At 34.9% G+C, this 22,994-nt stretch carries 20 protein-coding genes and 1 pseudogene; 2 read left to right on the top strand and 19 right to left on the bottom strand.

Annotated features, from left to right (window positions below):
* Positions 1 to 172 precede the first annotated feature (172 nt).
* Positions 173 to 6,862: an isopeptide-forming domain-containing fimbrial protein gene (locus BCR22_RS14285; RefSeq protein ID WP_069655555.1), complete on the bottom strand. Its 6,690-nt coding sequence runs from the start codon at positions 6,860 to 6,862 to the stop codon at positions 173 to 175.
* Positions 6,863 to 7,937: 1,075 nt separating this feature from the next.
* Between BCR22_RS14285 and BCR22_RS14280 the strand changes: the two genes are divergently transcribed.
* The gene (locus tag BCR22_RS14280; protein WP_240485897.1) at positions 7,938 to 8,393 is read left to right on the top strand and encodes a hypothetical protein; all 456 of its coding nucleotides are present in this window, start codon (positions 7,938 to 7,940) and stop codon (positions 8,391 to 8,393) included.
* 48 nt (positions 8,394 to 8,441) lie between these two features.
* Here the strand turns inward: BCR22_RS14280 and BCR22_RS14275 are convergent, their stop codons facing one another.
* The 6 genes from BCR22_RS14275 to BCR22_RS15895 all read right to left on the bottom strand — a co-directional run bounded on the left by BCR22_RS14275 (position 8,442) and on the right by BCR22_RS15895 (position 14,860).
* Positions 8,442 to 11,348, bottom strand: a complete 2,907-nt coding sequence (locus tag BCR22_RS14275; protein ID WP_069655553.1) for a DEAD/DEAH box helicase — start codon at positions 11,346 to 11,348, stop codon at positions 8,442 to 8,444.
* Positions 11,349 to 11,350: 2 nt separating this feature from the next.
* The gene (locus tag BCR22_RS14270; RefSeq protein ID WP_069655552.1) at positions 11,351 to 11,743 is read right to left on the bottom strand and encodes a (deoxy)nucleoside triphosphate pyrophosphohydrolase; all 393 of its coding nucleotides are present in this window, start codon (positions 11,741 to 11,743) and stop codon (positions 11,351 to 11,353) included.
* A gap of 167 nt (positions 11,744 to 11,910) precedes the next feature.
* Complete coding sequence (locus BCR22_RS14265; protein ID WP_069655551.1) at positions 11,911 to 12,309, bottom strand: hypothetical protein; 399 nt, start codon at positions 12,307 to 12,309, stop codon at positions 11,911 to 11,913.
* Between the two features lies 1 nt (position 12,310).
* Positions 12,311 to 13,195 carry a ParA family protein gene (locus BCR22_RS14260; RefSeq protein ID WP_069655550.1) on the bottom strand — a complete coding sequence of 295 codons (885 nt, stop codon included), beginning with the start codon at positions 13,193 to 13,195 and terminating at the stop codon, positions 12,311 to 12,313.
* A gap of 1,196 nt (positions 13,196 to 14,391) precedes the next feature.
* The gene (locus BCR22_RS15530; protein WP_167351543.1) at positions 14,392 to 14,559 is read right to left on the bottom strand and encodes a hypothetical protein; all 168 of its coding nucleotides are present in this window, start codon (positions 14,557 to 14,559) and stop codon (positions 14,392 to 14,394) included.
* A gap of 169 nt (positions 14,560 to 14,728) precedes the next feature.
* Positions 14,729 to 14,860, bottom strand: coding sequence for a hypothetical protein (locus BCR22_RS15895; RefSeq protein ID WP_276205068.1), 132 nt, complete (start codon positions 14,858 to 14,860; stop codon positions 14,729 to 14,731).
* A gap of 713 nt (positions 14,861 to 15,573) precedes the next feature.
* Here BCR22_RS15895 and BCR22_RS14255 point away from each other — a divergent pair.
* Positions 15,574 to 16,152 (top strand): hypothetical protein, encoded by a 579-nt coding sequence (locus BCR22_RS14255; protein WP_083241848.1) that lies wholly within the window; start codon positions 15,574 to 15,576, stop codon positions 16,150 to 16,152.
* 862 nt (positions 16,153 to 17,014) lie between these two features.
* Here BCR22_RS14255 and BCR22_RS14245 read toward each other — a convergent pair.
* From BCR22_RS14245 to BCR22_RS14190, 12 genes and pseudogenes are all read right to left on the bottom strand, one after another.
* Positions 17,015 to 17,290, bottom strand: coding sequence for a hypothetical protein (locus BCR22_RS14245; protein WP_069655548.1), 276 nt, complete (start codon positions 17,288 to 17,290; stop codon positions 17,015 to 17,017).
* A 13-nt stretch (positions 17,291 to 17,303) separates the two neighbouring features.
* Positions 17,304 to 17,609 carry a hypothetical protein gene (locus BCR22_RS14240; protein WP_069655547.1) on the bottom strand — a complete coding sequence of 102 codons (306 nt, stop codon included), beginning with the start codon at positions 17,607 to 17,609 and terminating at the stop codon, positions 17,304 to 17,306.
* 15 nt (positions 17,610 to 17,624) lie between these two features.
* Entirely contained in the window at positions 17,625 to 18,911 is a 1,287-nt protein-coding gene (locus tag BCR22_RS14235; RefSeq protein WP_069655546.1) for an Mbeg1-like protein, read from the bottom strand.
* The gene (locus BCR22_RS14230; RefSeq protein ID WP_069655545.1) at positions 18,904 to 19,356 is read right to left on the bottom strand and encodes a DUF1310 family protein; all 453 of its coding nucleotides are present in this window, start codon (positions 19,354 to 19,356) and stop codon (positions 18,904 to 18,906) included. Before BCR22_RS14230 ends, BCR22_RS14235 begins: the two co-directional genes overlap by 8 nt.
* Positions 19,357 to 19,379: 23 nt before the next feature.
* On the bottom strand, positions 19,380 to 19,763 hold the full coding sequence (locus BCR22_RS14225) for a hypothetical protein (protein ID WP_069655544.1): 384 nt from the start codon (positions 19,761 to 19,763) through the stop codon (positions 19,380 to 19,382).
* 10 nt (positions 19,764 to 19,773) lie between these two features.
* On the bottom strand, positions 19,774 to 20,205 hold the full coding sequence (locus BCR22_RS14220; RefSeq protein ID WP_083241847.1) for a DUF1310 family protein: 432 nt from the start codon (positions 20,203 to 20,205) through the stop codon (positions 19,774 to 19,776).
* Between the two features lie 393 nt (positions 20,206 to 20,598).
* On the bottom strand, positions 20,599 to 20,916 hold the full coding sequence (locus tag BCR22_RS14215) for a DUF1310 family protein (RefSeq protein WP_240485896.1): 318 nt from the start codon (positions 20,914 to 20,916) through the stop codon (positions 20,599 to 20,601).
* A 159-nt stretch (positions 20,917 to 21,075) separates the two neighbouring features.
* Positions 21,076 to 21,456, bottom strand: a complete 381-nt coding sequence (locus BCR22_RS14210; protein WP_069655542.1) for a hypothetical protein — start codon at positions 21,454 to 21,456, stop codon at positions 21,076 to 21,078.
* A gap of 1 nt (position 21,457) precedes the next feature.
* Complete coding sequence (locus BCR22_RS14205) at positions 21,458 to 21,898, bottom strand: DUF1310 family protein (RefSeq protein ID WP_069655541.1); 441 nt, start codon at positions 21,896 to 21,898, stop codon at positions 21,458 to 21,460.
* A gap of 34 nt (positions 21,899 to 21,932) precedes the next feature.
* Positions 21,933 to 22,313 carry a hypothetical protein gene (locus BCR22_RS14200; protein WP_069655540.1) on the bottom strand — a complete coding sequence of 127 codons (381 nt, stop codon included), beginning with the start codon at positions 22,311 to 22,313 and terminating at the stop codon, positions 21,933 to 21,935.
* Positions 22,306 to 22,758 carry a DUF1310 family protein gene (locus BCR22_RS14195; RefSeq protein ID WP_069655539.1) on the bottom strand — a complete coding sequence of 151 codons (453 nt, stop codon included), beginning with the start codon at positions 22,756 to 22,758 and terminating at the stop codon, positions 22,306 to 22,308. The genes BCR22_RS14200 and BCR22_RS14195 overlap by 8 nt, the downstream gene beginning before the upstream one ends.
* A 33-nt stretch (positions 22,759 to 22,791) precedes the next feature.
* Positions 22,792 to 22,994 (bottom strand): annotated as a pseudogene (locus BCR22_RS14190) (hypothetical protein); the annotation flags it as partial.

Here is a 22,994-nt window from a genome sequence, read left to right as displayed (position 1 = left end):
AGGATTGAAATTTAGTTTCTATAAATTGTACTAAAAAGAGTTTCATTCCGCAGATTCATCCTCATCTAGAATAGTTGATTACGATCTAAAACTACTACTCTTTCAAAGAAAAAAGCAGGAAAAACTTAATTATACGTTTTTCCTGCTTTCTATTCTTATTTTATTCGTACTGTCATTTTCTATCCTTTTTCTTCTGCTCCACATTTGCCAAGATTACCGTTGCTAACATTGCCAACCCAATAAATACCGCGGCATTCGATAATGCTTCTCCTGCCTTTGGAAGATCTGGTTTTTTCGGAACTTCTTTTTCTGGCACGACTGGTACTTCGGGTTTATCTGGTGGATTGATGTGGTCGTCAACGATTGCTATGTTTTTGATTTGTTTTCCTATAGCGGCTTCTTTATTGATTTTGACTCTAAACACTATAGAACGGGGTTTCGTGTCGCTGATTGTTGGGTATTCAGCGATTACTTTTCCATCTTTTACCGTTAAGCTTGTTGGTTTTGGTTCGTCCCCTTCACTTTTCACGCTGTTTTCTACATAGGTCAACCCTTTTGGTAGGTCGTCTGTGACTGTGACTTGATTCAATAGGCTATTTTCTACCGTATTGCGGAAACTGATGCGGTATTCGATTTCTTCACCGATTTTAACGGTCTTTTTATTGACTGTTTTCACGCTTTCTAGTTTTCCTACAGATTGTTCTGGTGTCACGGGTACTTCGGGTTCATCAGGTGGATTCGTGTGATCATCGATTTTCGCTTTATTGATGATGGGTTGACCAACTACTGCTTCTTCGTTGACCGTCACTTTGAACACGATGGAACGGGTTTTTGTATCACTGATTGTTGGGTATTCAGCGGTTAGTTTGCCGTCTTTTACCGTTAAGCTTGTCGGTTTTGGCTCATCGCCCTCACTTTTCACACTGTTTTCTACATAGGTCACGCCTTTTGGTAGGGTATCCGTGACGGTGACTTGGTTTAAAATACCATTAGTGATTTTGTTACGGAACGTGATACGGTATTCGATTTCTTCACCGATTTTTGGTGCTTGGTTATTGACTGTTTTCGTACTTTCTAATTCCCCTGGTATTTCCGCTGGTGTCACGGGAACTTCTGGCTCATCGGGTGGATTTGTGTGGTCATCGATTTTCGCTTTGTTGATGATTGGCTGTCCAACTACGGCTTCTTCGTTGACCGTCACTTTGAACACGATGGAGCGTGTTTTGGTATCGCTGATTGTTGGGTATTCTGCGACTAGTTTGCCATTTGTCATGGTTAAGCTTGTCGGTTTTGGCTCATCGCCCTCACTGGTTAAACTACCTTCCACATACGTTAAGCCTTTTGGTAACACATCGGTGACGGTGACTTGGTTTAAAACACCTTTCGCTATTTTGTTATTGAAATTGATTCGATATTCGATTTCTTCCCCAATTTTCGGTGCTTGGTTATTAACTGTTTTCGTACTTTCTAATTCGCCAGGGGTTTCTACTGGTGTCACTGGGACTTCTGGTTCATCTGGCGGATTTGTGTGGTCATCGATTTTGGCTTTATTGATGATCGGCTGTCCGATAACGGCTTCTTCGTTGATGGTCACTTTGAATACGATCGAACGAATGTTAGTGTCGGTGATTTTCGGGTATTCTGCGACCAACTGGCCATTTGTTATGGTTAAGCTTGTTGGTTTGGGATCATCGCCTTCACTGGTCAAGCTGCCTTCTACATATGTTACTCCTTTTGGTAGAGTATCTGTGACCGTAACTTGGTTTAAAACACCATTAGGGATTTTATTGTTGAAATGAATTCGATATTCGATTTCATCTCCGATTTTTGGTGATTGATTATTCACCGTTTTCGTACTTTCTAGTTCTCCTGGTGTTTCGACTGGTGTTACAGGTACTTCTGGTTCGTTCGGTGGATTGGTGTGATCGTCGATTTTGGCTTTGTTTACGATTGATTCGCCGACTTCTGCCTCTTCGTTGACTTTGACTTTAAAGACAATCGAACGGATTTTGTTATCACTGATTTTCGGATATTCAGCAACTAGTTTGCCATTTTCCAGCGTTAAACTTGTTGGTTTTGGCTCATCACCTTCGCTTGTCACACTGCCTTCTACGTATGTTACGCCTTTTGGTAGCGTGTCGGTCACGGTGACTTGGTTTAAGACACCATTTGTGACGTTGTTGCGGAAGGTAATGCGGTATTCGATTTCATCCCCGATTTTTGGTGCTTGATCATTTACTGATTTTGTCACGTCCAATTGTCCAGGTGTTTCGACTGGGACAACTGGGATTTCAGGCTCATCGGGCGGATTGACATGATCGTCAACGGTGATCTTATTCACGATTTTTTGCCCAACAATGGCTTCTTCGTTGACTTTGACTTTAAAGACAATCGTACGTACTGTTGTGTCTTGGATTTTTGGGTATTCCGCAATGACTTTACCATTCGTCATCGTTAAACTTGTGGGCTGTGGGTCGGCACCTTCGCTAGTTAAGCTGCCTTCTACATAGGTCATTCCTTTTGGTAAATTGTCGGTGACCGTCACTTGGTTTAAGACGCCATTGGTGATTTTATTACGGAAAGACAAACGGTATTCAACTTCGTCACCGATTTTTGGTGATTGGTTATTCACTGATTTAGTACTTTCTAATTCACCAGGCGTTTCGACTGGTGTGACTGGGACTTCTGGTTCATCTGGTGGATTGGTATGATCGTCGATGATCGCTTTATTGACGATTGGCTGTCCGACTACCGCTTCTTCGTTCACACGGACTTTGAACACAACAGAGCGGACGGTATTGTCGTCGATTTTTGGGTATTCAGCAGTCATTTTTCCATTTTCCATGATCAAGCTCGTTGGTTTCGGGTCAGCTCCTTCACTGGTTAGACTACCTTCCACATAGGTCAGCCCTTTTGGCAAGGTGTCGGTCACAGTGACTTGATCGATTACACCATTTGTGACTTTATTACGGAAACTAATACGGTATTCGATTTCATCTCCGATTTTTGGTGCTTGATGATTGACCGATTTCGTTACGTCTAATTGTCCCGGTGTCACAACAGGTGTGACTGGGACTTCTGGTTCATCGGGCGGATTGGTATGATCATCGATTTTCGCTTTATTGACGATTGGTTGTCCGACTACCGCTTCCGCATTTACGGTGACTTTGAAACTAATCGTTCGTATGGTTGTATCCTTGATTTCAGGATATTCAGCGACTAATTTGCCATTTTCCATAGTTAAACTTTTAGGTTGTGGATCAGCGCCTTCACTCGTTAAACTTCCGTCTACATACGTCAAGCCTTTTGGTAAGGTATCAGTCACGGTGACTTGGTTTAGGACACCATTCGGGATTTTATTGTTGAAATGAATTCGATATTCGATCTCATCCCCGATTTTTGGTGATTGATTATTCACTGATTTGCTACTTTCCAATTCGCCTGGTGTGATGACTGGCACGATCGGCACTTCGGGTTCATCGGGCGGATTGGTGTGATCATCAATTTTGGCTTTATTGACGATTGCTTCGCCAATTTTTGCTTCATCGTTGACCTTGACTTTGAAAACGATCGAACGGACTTTAGTGTCATTGATCATACCGTATTCAGCAGTCAATTGACCATTTTCCATGGTTAAGCTTGTTGGCTTTGGATCGTCTCCTTCACTGGTTAAGCTGCCTTCAACGTAGGTTACCCCTTTTGGCAAAGTATCCGTTACGGTAACTTGGTTTAAAACACCGTTCGTGATTTTATTTCGGAATGTGATACGGTATTCGACTTCGTCCCCAATTTTTGGTGCTTGATCATTGACGGATTTGGTGACATCTAATCGTCCAGGTGTTTCAACAGGTGTGACTGGAATTTCTGGTTCATCTGGCGGGTTGACATGATCATCCACAGTTATCTTGTTTACGATTTTTTGTCCAACAATAGCTTCTTCATTGACTTTGACTTTAAAGACAATGGTTCGTACTGTTGTATCTTGAATTTTTGGGTACTCTGCAACGACTTTTCCGTCAGTCATGGTTAGACTTGTCGGTTGCGGATCAGCGCCTTCGCTGGTTAAGCTGCCTTCTACATAGGTCATCCCTTTTGGTAAATTATCTGTCACTGTGACTTGGTTTAAAACACCATTTGTGATTTTGTTACGGAAAGATAAACGATATTCGACTTCATCCCCAATTTTCGGCGATTGATTGTTGACGGATTTGGTACTTTCTAATTCTCCCGGTGTTTCTATTGGTGTCACTGGGACTTCTGGTTCATCTGGCGGATTCGTGTGATCATCGATCGTTGCTTTATTGATGATCCGTTGTCCGACTACTGCTTCTTCATTGACACGAACTTTAAAGGAAATGGTACGGGTTTCGGTATCGGCGATTTTTGGGTATTCAGCGGTTACTTGGCCATTGACAACCGTTAATGCGGTTGGTTTAGGATCAGGCCCTGTGCTTGTGACACTGTTTTCGATATAAGTTAGCCCTTTTGGTAAAGTATCGGTCACGGTCACTTGATTTAAAATACCCTTTGGTACGGTGTTTTTAAATTGAATCGTGTATTCTATTTCGTCGCCGATTTTTGGCGATTGATTGTTGACGGATTTTGAGCTTTCTAGTTTGCCGACCAGTTCTTCTGGGGCGATTTTTACCTCTACGATATTGGATGTGTTCTCGATCATCGTATTTGTGGCAGAATCTACGCCTTGGAATGTGGCACTATTTGGAATCAGTTCTTCTCCTTTGGCTGTATCATTGATTTTTGCTTGAAATTCGTAGACTGTTTTCGCGGTCGTTCCTTTGTAGCTACCGCCTTGTGTAGCGTTGGCGCCCTCTCCTACACGAAACGTGATTGCACGATCGGCTGCTGTGTATTCCCCTTGGTCATCGCCTGTGGCATCTGTTTTATTGCCAGCATTTGGACCACTTACGATGGATAAGCTGTCGGGTACATAATCTAAACGGCTATCTAATTGGTCTTTAGAAAGACTGTTGACCGCTTCTGTGTTTTCTTTGGTATTTTTGAGATGGACACGATAGGTTACGGTATCCCCGATTTTATACGTTTCTTTTGGATTTATAATTTCTTTGGTGACTTCAAGTTCGGGTGTTTCCGCATTGATTGAAAATCCAATCGCATTGGTTGAGTAATCATCTCCGCTACTGGTTGTTTTAAAGTTAATTTGTTTCTGACTGTTAGTGATGATCCCTTCTGGTAAGGTCAAACGATCGACATCGATATCTAAAAAGTTGGGAAAACCAGGATTAAATTTGCCCGGATATTTATCCACCATGTGTTGATCGTTATCTGAAACGGTTCCGTTCATGACATTACCGACTGGGTTGATTGTATTGCTGATATTGACCCAAGTTCCTGCACTATTTTGGATTTGAGCATTGTCACCTGTGAAAAATTTGTCTCCTTGAACGGTAAACCACGTCACGATTGGGTTTAATTTTCCTTGTTTAGAGGTTAAAAAGTCTTTCATGACAAATTCATTGTTGGTTCCAGCTTTGTTCCCTCTAGCGCCATAATAGACATTGAAGGCACGGGATCTTTTGGCTTGGTCTTTTGTCACGATAAATAAACTCCAACCACTGAAGTTGAAACTTTGAAATTTGCCTTGTAGGAAATCGGTCATCGGAATATCTGCTAATGTGTATGCACCAGTCGCACTTTTATCTCCTTGAAGGATCGAGGTCACATCCGCAAAGTTAGAAAAGCCCGTATTATTAAACCCAAAACCTTGCCCAGGATTGGTAGCGTCTTGATCAATTCGATGATATCTTTGTGGGGCAACACGGGTTACTGTTCCATTGGGTGTGGTTAATTGAACAGGGGCGCTGATTTCATCATCGGTCATATTCGTCGCTGTAGCTGGGCCTTTAAAACGGGACGCACTCCAAAATAAGCCTGCCCATGCGATTTCTTTGGCACCATCTAAATCGATGTAGGCTTTACTTGAGTTATAGGTCGTTGGATCGCCATCGACATCCGCAAATTTCAACTGAAAATTATTGATTGCTTGACCACTAAGTGGCGCTCTAGTATTCAAAAAAGCGCTCGCTGTCGCTTCGTTTACAGGGGTTAAGTTGGTATTTCCTGTAGAGAATAATTCCCCTTTGTGGATGCTTTTATAAATTGGTTTATCAAAGCCACGGCCTGGCGTTGGCGCAATTCTTGGTCCGATGGCTTGGGCTCTCGGTGCGGCTTGATTGTTTTCTTTTGAGGTCGTTGCTGCTGAGTCTTCTGGTGCAGCAGTTGTTAGCTCTTCTGATTGAGATTCTGCTACTTCTGTGTCAGCTTCTTTTTCTTGTAATGATGTACTGCTCGTTTCTTGTTCGTTCTTTGGCAGTGTTAGGGTGATGTCCCCTACTTTTTCGTCTGCCTGATTTATTTCAACGGCAAGCTGATGGATTGATTCATCTGTTTGCTCGGCACTGATTGTCAGATGTTTCGTGGTATGAGGTTGGATCGTGGTGATGGTTAGTTCTGTCCCCTCATCTTGATTTTCTGCTTGATCAAACTGAATCATTTGATCGTCAGGCGCCACCAGTTGGTCGTCGCTTTTTAGGGTTGTTGCGTCGAATTTTACTGGTGTATCCTTTTGGTTCTTTTGTTTTAGAACTACGTGATCGATTGGTTGATCGCTTTTGTTCGTTACTTCGTAGTTTACGTCGATTAATTTGTTGTTCGTTTCATTTTTCTTGGTGTCGGCTTTGATATATAAGGATTCTGAGTCGAAGATATTCTCTTCTGGTTTGGTCAGTCCTTCTGCAAACACACTGGCGGCGGGTAACAAGTTGGCAATCACCAACATCAAAACGGCTAAATAATTCAGGGAAATTCTGTGCACTTTATTCATTTATATCTTACCTCCTATACTTTTACTATAGTATGGCTAAATAAATAATTCAAAAATATCGGGATGAACTATTAGTTTTTTCTCATAGCTGGAGTTCGGGCTTTTTTGGGTGAATATTGGTTGAAGAGGAAAAAAATTTTTTGTTATTTTATCTTATATATAAGGGAGCTGTTTTTGGTGTTATTTAATGGGTGGAAATGCCGAATTTCGTTGCGGTGGGTGGTGTCTTTCGGTATAATAAAATGTGTAGGATAGAAATAAGGATCGAGATTGGAATAAACGGTGGTACAAAAACAGCTCCTTCGGAAATAAGCTGAAATTCACAAAAAATTGAAGAACATTTTTCGTGAATTCCCTCTTATTGCTGTAAAACACAACGAAAAATAAGTTGATGTTGCACAGTACCTACTTGGTTCTCGGAGCTAGACGTTTTCTTCCCAACCTCTGTTCAAGACATATAAATAAAAATTGGCACTTCAATCGTTCGGCGGCAACCTTACGATCGAAGCCTTGTTAAGACACCGTTAACTGTCCAAACAAGTTGCCAATAGTGCTAGCAACATGTACTAGCTTCTTTATTGTACCTAAAATGAGGTGAGATTTCTAGGAAATCTTTGCTTTTTCTGGGTGTGATTAGTTGTTGTGTATATGGTATTAGACTATTGTCAACGGTATTGGGCATCTGCTCAATGCCGTTTTTTTCTGTCCTATAACTAATTTTGAAGGGAGGTACATTTTTAAGAATCGATGAAAAACTGGATAAAACAAAAAGGCACTTCACCGTTTGGCGGCAACCGAACGATGAAGCCTTGTATAGAAATCCGTTACACCTCTATACAAGTTGCCAATTTGCTAGCACCGAAGCACTAGCTTCTTTATTGTACCTAATTTTCTTTTGAAATTCTAGTTTGTTTTGTTAATTTCTTGGGATTAAGGGTTGTTTAGGAGTGAATTGTGGGTTTGGTTTGGCTGATTGATGACGGTATTGACAGGTTCGGTATCGTTTTTTGTTTTACTCTGGAAGAAGGCGTTATGAATACAGCAAGGCTTTGAAAGTCGTTTGTAGCGCTGGGTTATGGGTTTGCCTCGTCAATGTGCAGATAGAAAGGTCACTGAATCCAGAAATTCAGTGAAAAAACAGGTGGGAGAAGTTGGATTTGGGCTTGGTTTTCGTTTGGCGCTTATCGGCTTTTCTCCGCCTTATTTGAAGGAGATCAGGAGAATGGATAAACAAGGACAGAATTTAAAGGCGGTTACGTATCAGGATATTATTGAGTTGCGGGATTTTATGGAGAAGATGGCTTCTTGGCAGGAACCTTTGGCGATTTTGGATCATTTTTTTCAGTTTCGGTCTGGGCCGATTAATAAGAAACGGATTGTGAAGGAGTATTATGCGCGGGCGCAGATGTTTCATGCTTTTTATGAGGATTATAATCGGTTGATTGAGTTGGGGGATGAATTGGTGATGGAGATGGTTAGGGCTGAGAAGGTTGAGACTGGGTTTGAGGGGAAGAAAATGAATTTAGAATAGATTACGTATGTTATAAAAGAGGATGGAGATGATCCATCCTCTGAAAAGTTATTTCTGTTTTATGAAATCGTATGTTTCTAACGGAACAGCTTTTTCTAACGTCATTTCCATACTTACGATGTTGGTGTCTTTTCCTTTCTTATCTTGTTTGATTAATTCCTTTGCTGTTTCGAGCTTCGGAAAAGCTCTTCCTAGATAAATAAATTCAGGGTCACCACCAGATTCTTTTTGAACGAAAACATGAATTGCTAAGTTTGTTTCTTTGTAATTCATTATTTCCACAACTTCTCCACTAGATAAAGTTAATTTCGGACGTGTATACCATAATAACGTATGTTGATCGATTAACTCGTCTTCATATTTTACATCGTTTGAGATCGTGTCACCTTTATGGTAGTTTACGAAAATTGGACAAGTATCATATTTGATTCGATAACCATACATTGTGCTAGTTTCGTTATTTTCCCAGTTTAGTAAACGGCAAACATCTTTACGCCCATATACTTCATTATACGTTAATGGTTCACTTAATACATAACGCTTACTACGCTCAAAAGATGTCTTAATGATGTCTTCTACGCACTCAGCAAACCATTTATTTTGCTGAAGATTCTTTTGAAATGATTTTTCTAGAGAAAATATACCATTAGAATAAATTGCAATTGGAGTATTGCCATATTTTTCTCTTTCATTTTGAGTAAAGAAATCTAAGGACAGAATACGTACTACAGATTTTATTGTTTGTTCATCGCAAATATAACCTTGCTCTTTTAAATATGACTGATAATTTTCAGCTGATACTTTTTTCTTATCGATTAACATTACTAAAAGAAGTAACTCATGATTTCTTTTGCCATTCAAAAGTTCATTAGATAAAAAAGTTAAAACTTTTGTTTCTTGGCTATTTAATGCTGGGGTCTCTTCATTTAGCCAGTTTAAAAACGCAGGATAATTTTCTTTATATTTCGTAATAATGACTGGATCAACTGATTGTTGTTCAATAAAATCAACTAATTTCGGCATACGACCCAATCGATTTTTCAAATTTTGATAGGCTTCTCGATAATTTTTTGCATTGTTCAACTTAGATGATTCAATTGATTGGAAAATTCTATTTTTAGTAATTTCGTCAAACATGATTGTCGACATTCCTTGAAGGTATTTTGTTGCCATCGTTTTTTTACGTAGATTATTTTTGTTCAAGGAATTATCTTCTGTTAAAGCGATTGGAATCAAATAGTTATTGTCATAGTTCCCAATAAAATCGATGATTGTCACAAAATCTTTATTCTTAGCTTTTCTTAATCCACGACCTAATTGTTGCGTGAAAATGATACTAGATTCTGTTTTGCGTAACATTACAACTTGATTGACGCTTGGAATATCAATTCCTTCATTAAAAATATCAACTGTGATAATGTAGTCAAGTTTTCCAGCTTCTAATTGAGCAATTACTCGATCACGTTCGTCAATCTTATGATCACCAGTTAATGCTTTAGTGTGGAATCCACGGTTATTAAATAGTTGTTCTAGTTCATGCGCTTCTTTTTTCGTTCCACAAAAGATAAGTCCACGAACTTTATCACCACAATGTCCGTAATAATCGATTTTTTCTATTATATAATTGATTCGTTTGTCACTAACTAGTTGATTAAAAGAGGATTTATCATCAATTGTTTTTCCATCAACTTGTATATCCGTAATACCAAAATAGTGAAACGGGCACAGCATGTTTTCTTTTAACGCTTCTTGTAATCTAATTTCATATGCTACATTGTAATCGAACATTTCGTAGATATTATATCCGTCTGTTCTTTCTGGTGTCGCCGTCATGCCTAGAAGAAAATTGGGTTCAAAATAGTCGATTACTTTTTGATAGGTTTTCGCCCCTGCATGATGAACTTCGTCGATTAGAATATAATCGAATGTATCTTTAGCAAATTTTTGTAGGGTTTCATCTTTCGATAATGTTTGGATTGTCGCGAATACATATTTTTCATCGGTGACTTTACTGTTACCAGATAAGATAGCAAATTTTTCTTCATCTTCTCCTAGTATTTTGATGAACTGATCTTTCGCTTTTTTTAAGATTTGTTCTTGATGAACAATAAAAAGAAATTTCTCTGGTTGATATACCTTAACATCGAACGCTGATAGATACGTTTTCCCTGTTCCTGTTGCAGAAACCACCATTGCTTTTGTTTTTTCTAAGTCACGCATTTTTTGAATTTCTATTAGGGCTTTCTTTTGCATGTCGTTTGGTGTAATCTGTTTCGTTGCGTACTCAACTTCATCTACTATGGACTTTGGATCTATCTGCGTTGATGGGTCTTCCATTGTATCAACTTTTTGCACGTTTAAAATTGGTTTGTAGCCCATTTGATATTTAGTAATCCAAGAATTAGATAAGGGCTTTGAAGCTTCCCACATATGCTCAAAATTCTGTTTCATCGCTTGAATTAGGTCACCATTTGAAAGTGAATTTAGCTTTAAATTCCATTCACAATTTACTTTTAATGCTTTGATGGTTAGATTGGAACTTCCCAAAATCATGGTTTCATAGTCATCATGCTTAAATGAATAGCCTTTTGCATGAAAACCATCCATTTCTGTAATTCGAACATCTACGTTTTTTAGCTTTAAAAGTTCTTTGAACATTTTTGGCGAATTAAAATAGAGATAATTTGAGGTGATGATTCTTCCACGAATATTTTTTTTAGCTAAATCAGAAAGAACTGTTTTAATTGCGAGCAATCCACTTTCAGTGATAAACGCTACTGCAAAGAAAAATTCTGTACATGTAGCTAGTTCGTCTACTAAATCATTTAGAACCATTCTGCCCATTTCATCTGGGTTTACAAGTAATTTTGCTTTGTAAAGCTCGTTAGTCTCTTTTGATTGATCAATAAAGCTATGTTCAAGTGCTGATTTAAAATTCTCTAGAAGAGGATTCATGTTTATGCTCCTTTTACTAGGGCATCAATTGTTGGGATATCAGCTGGTGCCCACTCTAAAGTGCTTAATTCGGAAATTGGTAACCATTTAATACTTTCATGTTCTGTTAGCTTTGGTTCGCCTTCTATTAATTCACAGAAGAATGTTGTTAGTTCGACGATGCCAAAATCATATTCGTAACTTGCTGTGATGATTTTATTTTTGATTGAAACCTCGCATAGAAGTTCTTCTTTGATTTCGCGTTCTAACGCTTGTTGAGGAGTTTCATTTTGTTCGATTTTTCCTCCTGGGAATTCCCATAAGTCTGCTAGGGATTTCCCTTGACCTCTTTGGGCGCAGAGGATTTTTTCGTTTTTTTCTATTACGGCTCCGACTACTTTTATTTGTTTTTTCACATTATCTCAATCCTTATTAGTAATTAATAAACTTTATTATATCCGAAATTGAAAGAAAATACATTTACAAATTAGAATATTAAATATTTTGTCATATCTTATATACTTAATATCAATCGCCTAAAAAATAAAAACCCTCAATAATCTTGAAGGTTTTAAAAATTGTCTTATGATTTTTTCAGATCAGTATTTAATAATGCATCAAATTTTATTTTTGAACCTACAACATTTTCTATTATTTTCTCTATTATCACAGTATTTGAATCTTTACCATTTAATGAAATATTATATTTTTTTGAAATCAATTTTAACATTTGTTTATTGATGGTTCTATTATTCAATATTGATTCTGCCTTATCTCTGGAATCTACTTGTTCTAACTCATTTGAAATCTCATTAACTATCTTATCAATTTCATTATTTGATATCTCATTTTTTACCTTCTTCTCTTCTGGATATATTAATTTAAGTTGTGCTTTCTTAGCTAATAAATCATCCAATTGAGTAGTCGATAGTTTATTGAGTGTATCAAAAACTAATTTCATTAATTGTATTTGCTCTTTCACATTATATACCTACTTTCCCAATAAACTCAGAAGTTAAATTTTCTAATTCTTGTACTACTTCTTGATAAGTCCCACTACTATGACTTTGAAAAACTACTGGAGTACCATATTCTGGAGCAGATGCATATATTGTTTTATTTTCCCTGATCATACTATCAAATATATTAATATTACTTCTCTCTAAAGTACTAATATAGTTTCTTTGAGCTGAAATTGGTTCCCCATTTCTAACCGCTATCATTGTAGCAACTACCCCTAGAAATTCAGGATTAATTATTTCTGAATCAGTAGAACAATATTTATTGTACTGTTTTACTAGATTGTCAACATTATTTCTTAACTGGTTTATTCCCAATGTTGATAAATAGTCCATTTTAGCAGGTACCAAATAATAATCACTAGCAACTAATGCATTTTTGGTGACAATACTAAAATTAGGTGGACAATCAAACAATACAACGTCATATTGATCTTTAATATTTTCTAATTCTTTCTTGATTAAAGAGTACGTTTTCAAAAAATTATTTTTATGTTGTCTTTCAGTTCCAGATGATAGACCTGCTGCTAGTTCAATGTCTACATCAATTAAACCTAAATGAGAACATAATATGTTTATTCCATTTTTTTCAATAATTAGATCTTCAAATGAAGGTACTGGACTTACTCCATCAATAATAGAATCAAACCAATATTTAATTGTTCTTTCTTTTTGATACTTATTTGTCCATTCATCAACTTTTACAAAAGAAAAAGTCAGATTAGTTTGAGGATCTAAATCAATCACAAGTACTCTTTTACCGCGAAAAACAAGCTCAGCTGCTAAGTTTGCGGTTATTGTTGTTTTACCAACGCCACCTTTATAATTTATTATAGATACAACTTCCATTCTATTCCCTCCATTTATAAATATATAACAATTTTATTATATACTTATAAATTCTTTTTGTAAACTTTTACAACCCTAAAGAAATGCAATACAAACTAACACTTAGTATAAAATATAGTTATTATTTCAAAGTCGTTATAAAGATCTCGACATTTTAAAAATCACCCAATTATTCACTAACTACTCCTACATTATGTAAAATTTCTTATGTAATTTTAGATTCAAATTCAGATTTTTTTCCCTTATACAGTTAAATTTGTCTTTACTTTAGAGCTTTTCTTATTTATATTTCTCTATCTCTACATATTTTTTATTGTATCATCTTTGCTCTCTTTAATTGCTTAACACTGAATACTATTATCTCAATAAATATCCCACAAATTTTTTCTTTATTCTATATCATAAAATATCTTATATAGTTTAACACATTTATTATCAATTCATAAATTCAACTAAGCTTATCTGAACTAAGATTAGCACTATTAAAACAAAAGAACTCAAAGAAAAGTTAAAAAGTACATGTCCAAATACATAGTAAATAGTCACTCCTGAAAATCCTGACAATATCGTTGATCTATAAGAAGTCATCTCAATTTCAACTACTACTAATTTTTTGTTACTGTATCTAAAAATATACTCTTTTCCCCTGCTTTACCATTATATACAGCAACATATCGTTTCCACATTTTAGCTCCTCACCCCTTAACTCGAAAACATTCTCTAAATACGACAAATATGTCCATCAATGACTATTGAACGGTTATCTCTTTTGATATATTTTGTATTTCCCTGTATTTATTGATAGATGATTGGTCAATAGAAATAATAAAAACAACATCATAAAACATAAAGAAATAATCCAATAGCCTTTGGGGTTTGATTATTTTTTGCCATTCCTGAAGAGCTACTTCTTATCTTACGAAATTTTAATCAGATTTAGAAATACGAAGATAGGCTAAATGCAAAACAATCAAACTCCTTGTTAAATTCTATTTAATCCTCCTATCTAAGAACGCACTCATTATGCAAAAAAACGCTGTTTTGTCAGCGTTTATCCAAATGGTCTCTTTGTTTCCTAAGCGTCTACTTCTGAGAACTGTTATCGTACAAAAAAAATTAAGTAGTACTGTCAATCACTCTATAAGTATTAAGTTAGCAAATTATAGTATTTTCTCTAAAAAGTAATATTTTTGTGATTACTTACATCCTTTTTTTTCACAAGTAACAGATTGTGTTGTTGTTACCCAATCTTGTGGGTTGTCATCTATCCGAGCACCACATTCTGTATGATTTCCGTTTCTAGTATGGATCTTTCCTTTTTCTGATTTCTTAGTATCATTTCCAATATATTTCACATTTGCCATAATCGTTCCTCCAACAAAATTTTTTATTTTACTAACCATTTGCATTAAAGAGTATATTGACAATACTACCTAATTTTTTTTACATAATAATCATTTAAGTTTATTGTTGACACAATAAACTATTATGCCATGTACCAGTAACCCATATGATTTCATCAGCTGCGCATTATTATTGCCTGCAACGATCGTTTTGGGTATCTTTTGTGATTGTTGTCCCTTGATTTAAAGAACTCACCGATGATGCTATAGAAGTAACGACAGCTTGTGCTACTGCGGAATTACTGTTTATATCCTTTGGCATCGTTTTTTCCTCCTATAATTAAAAAGTAAACGTCCAACGACTTAGTTTTTATAATAGTATATATACTTAATTGTAATTCTTAAGCAACTCAATGTAAATATATGATTTTCAAATGTTTAGTTTGATTACTTGAAAGGAAATTATAAAATACATTGATCAATCTAGTACAAGTTACATTTTTAGTTTTAAATCGTATATAAAAAATAAGTAATCTTGAAACTTTATTTTCCAAACTTCCTATTTTAACGATTGCTTCTTATTTTTTTCTATTCATTAATCAACCCCAACACATCTCTAAAATTCCTTAAATTTTCATTTTTTTAAGGTATTCTAGTCTCTTTGTTGGGAAGTTCTTTTTGCTATATCTTCATCTAAAAATTTATTGAATATTTTTTTGGATTCTCTACTCGATCGGCGTGTTGTGTGACATTTTTAAAGATAAAATCAATGGCTTTCTTCCATTCGCCTTTTAGCTCTTCTAAGCTGAAAAAGCATTTATTTTTTTCTTTTTTTCTTATCCAGAGTTACCTTTCTGTTATCAACATATCTAACATATTTCTTAATTATAAACAGTTTAACCTATTTAATTATTGTCCATTTATCAATTTAGCTAAACCTACATTAAATAAAAATGAAAAATAGTAAGAAAAAAAATTGAAAACAAAAAAACCTTATGGTATTATAATTTTAACAAAAAGAAAGGAAATGATATTATGGAAAGTAAAAAGTTGGTTTGTTTATTTTCTACGTTGGTTATGGCTAGCGCCCCTTTAATGATTGGTGGTTCTTCTGTTTATGCGTCCCAGATTCAAGAAGAAAAAACTACTAGTGAAGTGAATGAAATTGTGCTTGAAAAGTTAAATGATAGCGAATTCATTACAGAAGCATTGGCCTATGCAGATAGTATCGGAATCAAAAAAGTTAATGACACAATCTATGTTAATGATAATCAAATGGCTAATTTTTTAGAGTATCTTGGATATGATTTAAGTCCATATAAAATTGACAATCCCATGTTACGAGCAAATGGTGTTACAAAGATTGTTACAAAAAAAGGGTCTGGATCATGGGATGTTTATCTTAGCGGTACTTTTTTAAGAGGGTATTACGGAGGTGCAACTATTTTAGGCGGTGCACTAACTGTAGCAATTGGCATACTTTCAGGAGGATTATTACTTGCTGTATCTGCAAGTATAGCAACAGGTATTGCAAATCATATTAAAGGTGAAATCAAGCATGGAGTTATTGTGAGAGTTAGAAATTGGCGTATTTCTTCCATTTCAAATCAATAAAAATAATGGATGGGTGCTATAGCACCCATCCATTCAATATTTCTAAGATGGCTATGATTATTAAAACAAATTTATAATACTTTAGTAACTCACTACTATTTTTTTGAGGAAAAAATCTATCTAAAAAAAGTGATAGAAGGGCTATTACAAGTACAATCGTTGACATAATAATCTTCCTCTCTGCGAGATAATTATTCTATAAATATATACTAACAAAAAGATATAAATATGTACATGTCTTTTTACAAACTTTACTTGAATTTTACTCTATACATTCTTCATTGCTATCCTTTATAGACGAAGAGTCAAAAACCATAAAGTTATTGACCCTTATTTCTTTTAATCTCCTAGTCTTTTATCCGAAAACGATTACCATATGGAAATAAATAACTTCTATTCATAAATATAAAAATAAGTACACTTAAAATAAAAACTAAAATGAAATCAAACAGATAAACAATCGTTATATAGATTATCCCTACTGCAATCATGACTATCAAAATCAATCGAATCATACTATGCTTCTTGTAATACTCTCTTTCTCAATTCCAATTGTTACTTTGCAACCTACTACAGATAATACTTTTCTAAGTTTATGCTTATTGTAGAACATAATGATAGATCTAAAAATAAGCAAACAGCCAAACGTTATCAGTAAATAAATTGCACGTTTATCTATTTCAGAAGTAACATCAAGCTCTTGAAAAAAAATAGTCGATAGTTTGTAAACTGGTCTTCCAATCAACATCGATAGAACAACACTAGCCATAATACCTTATTTTTTTTGAGCATTGGATACCAGTTTATTCAATATTCTTTTATCTATCTCAACTGTTCTAAAAAGATAAAACGATTCCTCTTTTTAAAAATGATCCATTGTTTGTTTTTGTTGCTCAAATACTTCTGTCACTTTTTTACCGAATTGTCCTTTTACCGACTCTTGAAATGAGCTTCCTGTCGTCCCTATCATCGCAGCTGCGTCTTTTAGTTCGGTTTCTCCTTTTGTTTTTATTGATTCTTTATCTTTGTTTTTTTGTTCATTCGTGCTTTTCCCAAGCCCTTTTATTGCGAGTCGTTGACTCTCTTTTCGGAATGCTTTTTCTCGTTCTTTTCGTTCTTTTTCATCTTTTACCAACAACTTTTTCCTCCTATTATGTTAATTCTTGACGTTTCTTTCGATAAAATTGTTCGACTTCTTCTTGTTGCAGTATAAGCTCTTTGCGCTCCTGTACTAATTCTTCTATATAATGGTCTTCATTTCGCTGTAATTCTCGTTGAGTTTCCATTATCGACTCCATAGAAGTGCTTCTTTTCCCTAGTATCTGACGTACTTGAAAAAAGATTTCCTGGGTGTAATCCTGTCCTTTTCGCATATATCGTTTCACTGTATCTTCTTGTTCTTCTAATTCTGCCCTATTTCTTTGATAATCTCTTAGTAATTCTTCTTCTGCTTTCATTTTTTCTCCTATTATTTACGACACAAGTCCTTTTAATTGTTTTGCTAATTCTTGGTCTCGTTGTACTAATTCGGTCATCTTAGCTCTTATTTCTTTTGCTAATTGATTGAATTTTTCATCCATTTTTTTGGCTTTATTTATTTTTTCTTTGTACTCATTCACGGGTTCTGTCACAATACTTTGTTCTGTACAACCACCTTCTGCTAGGGCAGATTTGATTTCTCCTTCAGATAAATCAGTCCCAATCGATCGAGCATCTGTTAACGTTTCTGTCCATAATTTTTCTGCGTTTTGTATGCCTTTTTGATACACCATCACAACTGATAACATCGCGGTTTTAAATTCTGAGGAAGCATGGCTCACAACCGCTAAGGCTTGACTATCATCTAAATAAATTTGTTCACCAGACGACAGCCCCCCACCACTTGCCGTGAATTTCTTCTTTAATTGTTCTAAGTTCTTCACTTGCTCACGCATAATCAACAGATTATACGCATGTTTGGCTTGTTGGAATTGTACTAACGATTCCTTTGTTACTTGTAGGTTTCCGTTCTTAAACTGATATCCACCCCACATATGTTGGTCAATCATTCCTTTTTTCTTTGAATCAATAAAAATAAGCATTCCTACATGGCGCAATTTAATGTTCCAATCTGTATGTCTATAGCCAATAGGCACAATATCTTTTTCATCTACGAAATTAAAGATACGGTCTTTTAACTGAGCTACTCGTTTTCGTTGCTTTTCTGTCATCATACAATACGCATTCGGCCCTTGATAAAGAAAGGCACCATTCACTCGGTCTAACTTCTCTTGTGAATCCAATGCGCCTAAAGCATATTGGGCATTTGAAGAAGCTTGAGAATGACCATATACATCAAAGCGAGCATTGGAATATTTGTCCATCGCATTATTTAGCGTTTTAGCAGAAGATTTCATTTGTTTGGTCGGATCGAATATAGTATTCGGTTTTTTATAACTTTTCTCGATATTATTTAAGATTTGCTTGTTGTTGTCCCACCAATCCCGCTTCACTTCTCCAGCTTGACTGCCTATTTGCTCTGGACTTGTAGAGCCTTGATACAGCACCGTTACGTTATTCACTTCAGACGGTTTTTGTATTTTGGGATTGCCGTCAGTGATAATAAAAGCTTGTTCTCCTGTTTTTTTATCGTTCACTACTTTTGATACGTAGCCTATTTTTGTATTTCTATCATCAATGTATACAGGTTCGCCTTCTTTATAGTCATCATATTCATTTTTAGCAATATCAACTCGTTGCTTATCTGAGTAATTAGTCATTATTCATATTCCCTTTCTCTAACATATCTTCCAAGGGCAGTGACCCTCCACCAGAACTGTTAGTTAATCTCCCATTTTCTTCTTGATCTAAAGTCACTCGAATATACAATTGATTATCATCATTGATAATCAATTTAAGCATTATTCCTCCCATAGGATTATGTTCCACACTATCATAATCCACTTTATATGATTTAATTATTCCTTCTGAAGTTAAAGCTTTTGAATCTGCATTTTTTAATGTTTTTTCATAAACTTGTTTTGCCTGACCACTATTTACCACATTTAACATCTCATCTTTAAATCGTTTGTTATCCATGTAGACTTTTCCTCCTATTCCTATCATAATCACTAAACATATTCCTAAAATAGAATAAAACGTCCTTATTTTGATTTTTTTCACCTCAGAGAGAGCTCGTTCCTTCTCTTTTTTATCATTTTTCATCTAAGACACCTCAAAATCATTTTTCATAAGTAAACTATAACATACTTGTCATTTGTTTGGTCGGATCGAATATAGTATTCGGTTTTTTTATAACTTTTCTCGATATTATTTAAGATTTGTTTGTTGTTCCCCCAATCACGCTTCACTTCTCCAGCTTGACTGCCTATTTTCTCTGGGCTTGTAGAACCTTGATACAGCACCGTTACGTTATTCACTTCAGACGGTTTTTGTACTTTCGGATTGCCGTCAGTGATGATAAAAGCCTGTTCCCTTGTTTTTTTATCATTCACTACTTTTGATACATAGCCTATTGTTCCACCATTAATTTTTACTTTTTTATTAGTTTTCAAATCATTATATTCAGCCTTTGAAATTTCTACTCTTTGTTCATCTGTAAAATTCGTCATATTATCCTCCTCAATTATCGAAATCGTCACTTAATTTTTCTGATAAAATCACTACTCCACTTTTTAATTTGCCAGAAGATTTACCTATATTTAAACCTAATGTTAACTCTTCATCTTTATTAATAATTATTTCAAACATTATTCCACCCATAAGATTATGCTCAATACTTTTATAATTAATTTCATAGACTTTAATTTTTCCTTCAGGTGTTAATGCTCTCGGATCTAATCCTTTTAACTCATCTTCAATTATTTGTTTTGCTTGAGTACTCTTCACCACATTCACCATTTCATCATGAAACCTCTTGTTATCCATATACACTTTTCCTCCTATTCCTATCACAATCACTAAACATATTCCTAAAATAGAATAAAACGTCCTTGTTTTGATTTTTTTTACCTCAGAGAGCGCGTGTTCATTCTCTTTTTTATCCTTTTTCATCTAAAACACCTCAAAATTATTTTATTAAGTAATCTATAACATACTTGTCATTTGTTTGGCAGATCAAGTATAGTATTGGGCTCTTAAAACTTTTCTCAATATTATTTAAAATTTGTTTGTTGTTGTCCCACCAATCACTCTTTACTTCCCCAGTTTGATTGCCTATTTTCCCTGGACTTTTAGAGCCTTGATACAGTATTCACTTCAGACGGTTTTTGTATTTTGAGATTGCCGTCTGTAATGATAAAAGCTTGTTCCCCTGTTTTTTTATCATTCACTACTTTTGATACATAGCCTATAGATTTTTTCCCTTTATTAATCGTTACTTCATCATTAACCGTCCAATTTTTTTATTCTTGTTCTGCAATGAGTTTACGTTCTTCATCTGTAAAATTAGTCATATTCTACTCCTTTAACTAAATCTGATAAATTTTCTGACAAACCAATACCGCCAACCTCCACAATATTTGAATGATTATTTAAATCGAATTTAGCAACAAGCTTATCATCTTTATTAATAATCACATCAAACATAATAGCACCCATAGGATTATGTTCAATACTTTCATAATCTATTTCGTACGACCTGATTACTCCTTTTGGCGTTAAAGCTTTTGAATCTAAGTTCTTTAACCCTATTTCTATTTCCTTTTTTGCTTGTCCACTTTTTACCACATTTACCATTTCATCATTGAATCGTTTGTTATCCATATAGACTTTTCCTCCTATTCCTATAATAATCAATAACAATATTCCTAAAATAGAATAAAACGTCCTTGTTTTGATTTTTTTACCTCAGAGAGTGCTCGTTCCTTCTCTTTTTTATCCTTTTTCATCTAAGACACCTCAAAATTATTTATATTAAGTAATCTATAACATACTTGCAATTTGTTTGGTCGGATCGAATATAGTATTAGGATTCTTGTAACTTTTCTCAATATTATTTAAGATTTGCTTGTTGTTGTCCCACCAATCCCGCTTCACTTCTCCAGCTTGACTGCCTATTTGCTCTGGACTTGTAGAGGCTTGATACAGCACCGTTACGTTATTCACTTCAGACGGTTTTTGTATTTTGGGATTGCCGTCAGTGATAATAAAAGCTTGTTCTCCTGTTTTTTTATCGTTCACTACTTTTGATACATAGCCTATTGTTGTTTTTCCATCATCGATAGTTACTTTCGTATTAACTTTTAAATCTTTATACTCTCGTTCTGCAATTTCTACTCTTTGTTCATCTGTAAAATTAGGCATATTATTCCTCCTTATTTTCCAAAAGATCACTCAATTTTTCTGAAATTACTGCACCACCATTTTTTAAGCCATCTGAGTCTTTACTTATATCAAATTCTATTGTTAAATCCTTATCCTGATTAACAACAACCTCATACATAATCCCACCCATAGGATTGTGTTCTATACTCTCATAATCTATTTCATAAGATTTGATAATTCCCTCTGGCGTTAAAGCTTTTGAATCCAAGTTTTTTAACCCTATTTCTATCTCTCTTTTTGCTTGCCCGCTTTTTACCACATTCACCATTTCATCATTGAATCGTTTATTGTCCATATACACTTTTCCTCCTATGCCTATAACCATCAATAAAAATATTCCTAAAATAGAATAAAACGTCCTTATTTTGATTTTTTTCGCCTCAGAGAGAGCTCGTTCCTTCTCTTTTTTATCCTTTTTCATCTAAGACACCTCAAAATCATTTTTCATAAGTAAACTATAATATACTTGCAATTTGTTTGGTCGGATCGAACATAGTATTCGGTTTCTTATAACTTTTCTCAATATTATTTAATATTTGTTTGTTGTTGTCCCACCAATCCCGCTTCACTTCTCCAGCTTGACTGCCTATTTGCTCTGGACTTGTAGAGGCTTGATACAGCACCGTTACGTTATTCACTTCAGACGGTTTTTGTATTTTGGGATTGCCGTCAGTGATAATAAAAGCTTGTTCTCCTGTTTTTTTATCATTTACTACTTTTGATACATAGCCTATTTTTTCTCCGTTATTAATGGTAACTGGATCATTCTCATTCAAATTATCATACTCTTTTTTTGTTATTTGAACACGTTCATCATCTGTATATGCTTTACCCATTATTTTTCTCCTTTAACATATTATCTAATTCAGATGAATAACTTGAAATTCCATGATTTCTATTTAAATTACCTTCAGAATCAACATCTAAAATGAACGTAGCATATAAATTTTTTGTATTATTTATATACAATTTACCATTAATTCCCCCCATAGGATTATGTTCAATACTTTCATAATCTATATCGTATGACTTTATAACTCCCTCTGGTGTCAACGCATTAGAATCTATATTTTTCAATCCTTCTTCAATTATATGTTTTGCTTGACCACTCTTTACTACACTCACCATTTCACCATTGAATCGTTTGTTATCCATATATACTTTTCCTCCTATTCCTATCACAATCACTAAACATATTCCTAAAATAGAATAAAACGTCCTTATTTTGATTTTTTTCGCCTCAGAGAGAGCTCGTTCCTTCTCTTTTTTATCCTTTTTCATCTAAGACACCTCAAAATTATTTTATTAAGTAATTTATAACATACTTGCAATTTGTTTTGCCGGATCAAATATAGTATTAAGTTTCTTAAAACTTTTCTCAATATTATTTAATATTTGTTTGTTGTTGTCCCACCAATCCCGCTTCACTTCTCCAGCTTGACTGCCTATTTTCTCTGGACTTGTAGAGGCTTGATACAGCACCGTTACGTTATTCACTTCAGATGGTTTTTGGACTT

The organism is Enterococcus plantarum (assembly GCF_001730295.1).
In the GTDB taxonomy this organism is placed as follows: domain Bacteria; phylum Bacillota; class Bacilli; order Lactobacillales; family Enterococcaceae; genus Enterococcus_L; species Enterococcus_L plantarum.
Note: the sequence above shows the minus strand (reverse complement) of the source record. Positions and strands in the feature narration are given on the sequence as shown.

Coding starts and splice junctions, on each gene's coding strand:
- BCR22_RS14285 (WP_069655555.1), bottom strand. CDS start 6,862: ATGAATAAAGTGCACAGAATTTCCCTGAATTATTTAGCCGTTTTGATG.
- BCR22_RS14280 (WP_240485897.1), top strand. CDS start 7,938: ATGGGTTTGCCTCGTCAATGTGCAGATAGAAAGGTCACTGAATCCAGA.
- BCR22_RS14275 (WP_069655553.1), bottom strand. CDS start 11,348: ATGAATCCTCTTCTAGAGAATTTTAAATCAGCACTTGAACATAGCTTT.
- BCR22_RS14260 (WP_069655550.1), bottom strand. CDS start 13,195: ATGGAAGTTGTATCTATAATAAATTATAAAGGTGGCGTTGGTAAAACA.
- BCR22_RS15530 (WP_167351543.1), bottom strand. CDS start 14,559: ATGGCAAATGTGAAATATATTGGAAATGATACTAAGAAATCAGAAAAA.
- BCR22_RS15895 (WP_276205068.1), bottom strand. CDS start 14,860: ATGCCAAAGGATATAAACAGTAATTCCGCAGTAGCACAAGCTGTCGTT.
- BCR22_RS14255 (WP_083241848.1), top strand. CDS start 15,574: ATGGAAAGTAAAAAGTTGGTTTGTTTATTTTCTACGTTGGTTATGGCT.
- BCR22_RS14240 (WP_069655547.1), bottom strand. CDS start 17,609: ATGAAAGCAGAAGAAGAATTACTAAGAGATTATCAAAGAAATAGGGCA.
- BCR22_RS14235 (WP_069655546.1), bottom strand. CDS start 18,911: ATGACTAATTACTCAGATAAGCAACGAGTTGATATTGCTAAAAATGAA.
- BCR22_RS14230 (WP_069655545.1), bottom strand. CDS start 19,356: ATGAAAAATGATAAAAAAGAGAAGGAACGAGCTCTCTCTGAGGTGAAA.
- BCR22_RS14225 (WP_069655544.1), bottom strand. CDS start 19,763: ATGACGAATTTTACAGATGAACAAAGAGTAGAAATTTCAAAGGCTGAA.
- BCR22_RS14220 (WP_083241847.1), bottom strand. CDS start 20,205: ATGAAAAAGGATAAAAAAGAGAATGAACACGCGCTCTCTGAGGTAAAA.
- BCR22_RS14215 (WP_240485896.1), bottom strand. CDS start 20,916: ATGGATAACAAACGATTCAATGATGAAATGGTAAATGTGGTAAAAAGT.
- BCR22_RS14210 (WP_069655542.1), bottom strand. CDS start 21,456: ATGCCTAATTTTACAGATGAACAAAGAGTAGAAATTGCAGAACGAGAG.
- BCR22_RS14205 (WP_069655541.1), bottom strand. CDS start 21,898: ATGAAAAAGGATAAAAAAGAGAAGGAACGAGCTCTCTCTGAGGCGAAA.
- BCR22_RS14200 (WP_069655540.1), bottom strand. CDS start 22,313: ATGGGTAAAGCATATACAGATGATGAACGTGTTCAAATAACAAAAAAA.
- BCR22_RS14195 (WP_069655539.1), bottom strand. CDS start 22,758: ATGAAAAAGGATAAAAAAGAGAAGGAACGAGCTCTCTCTGAGGCGAAA.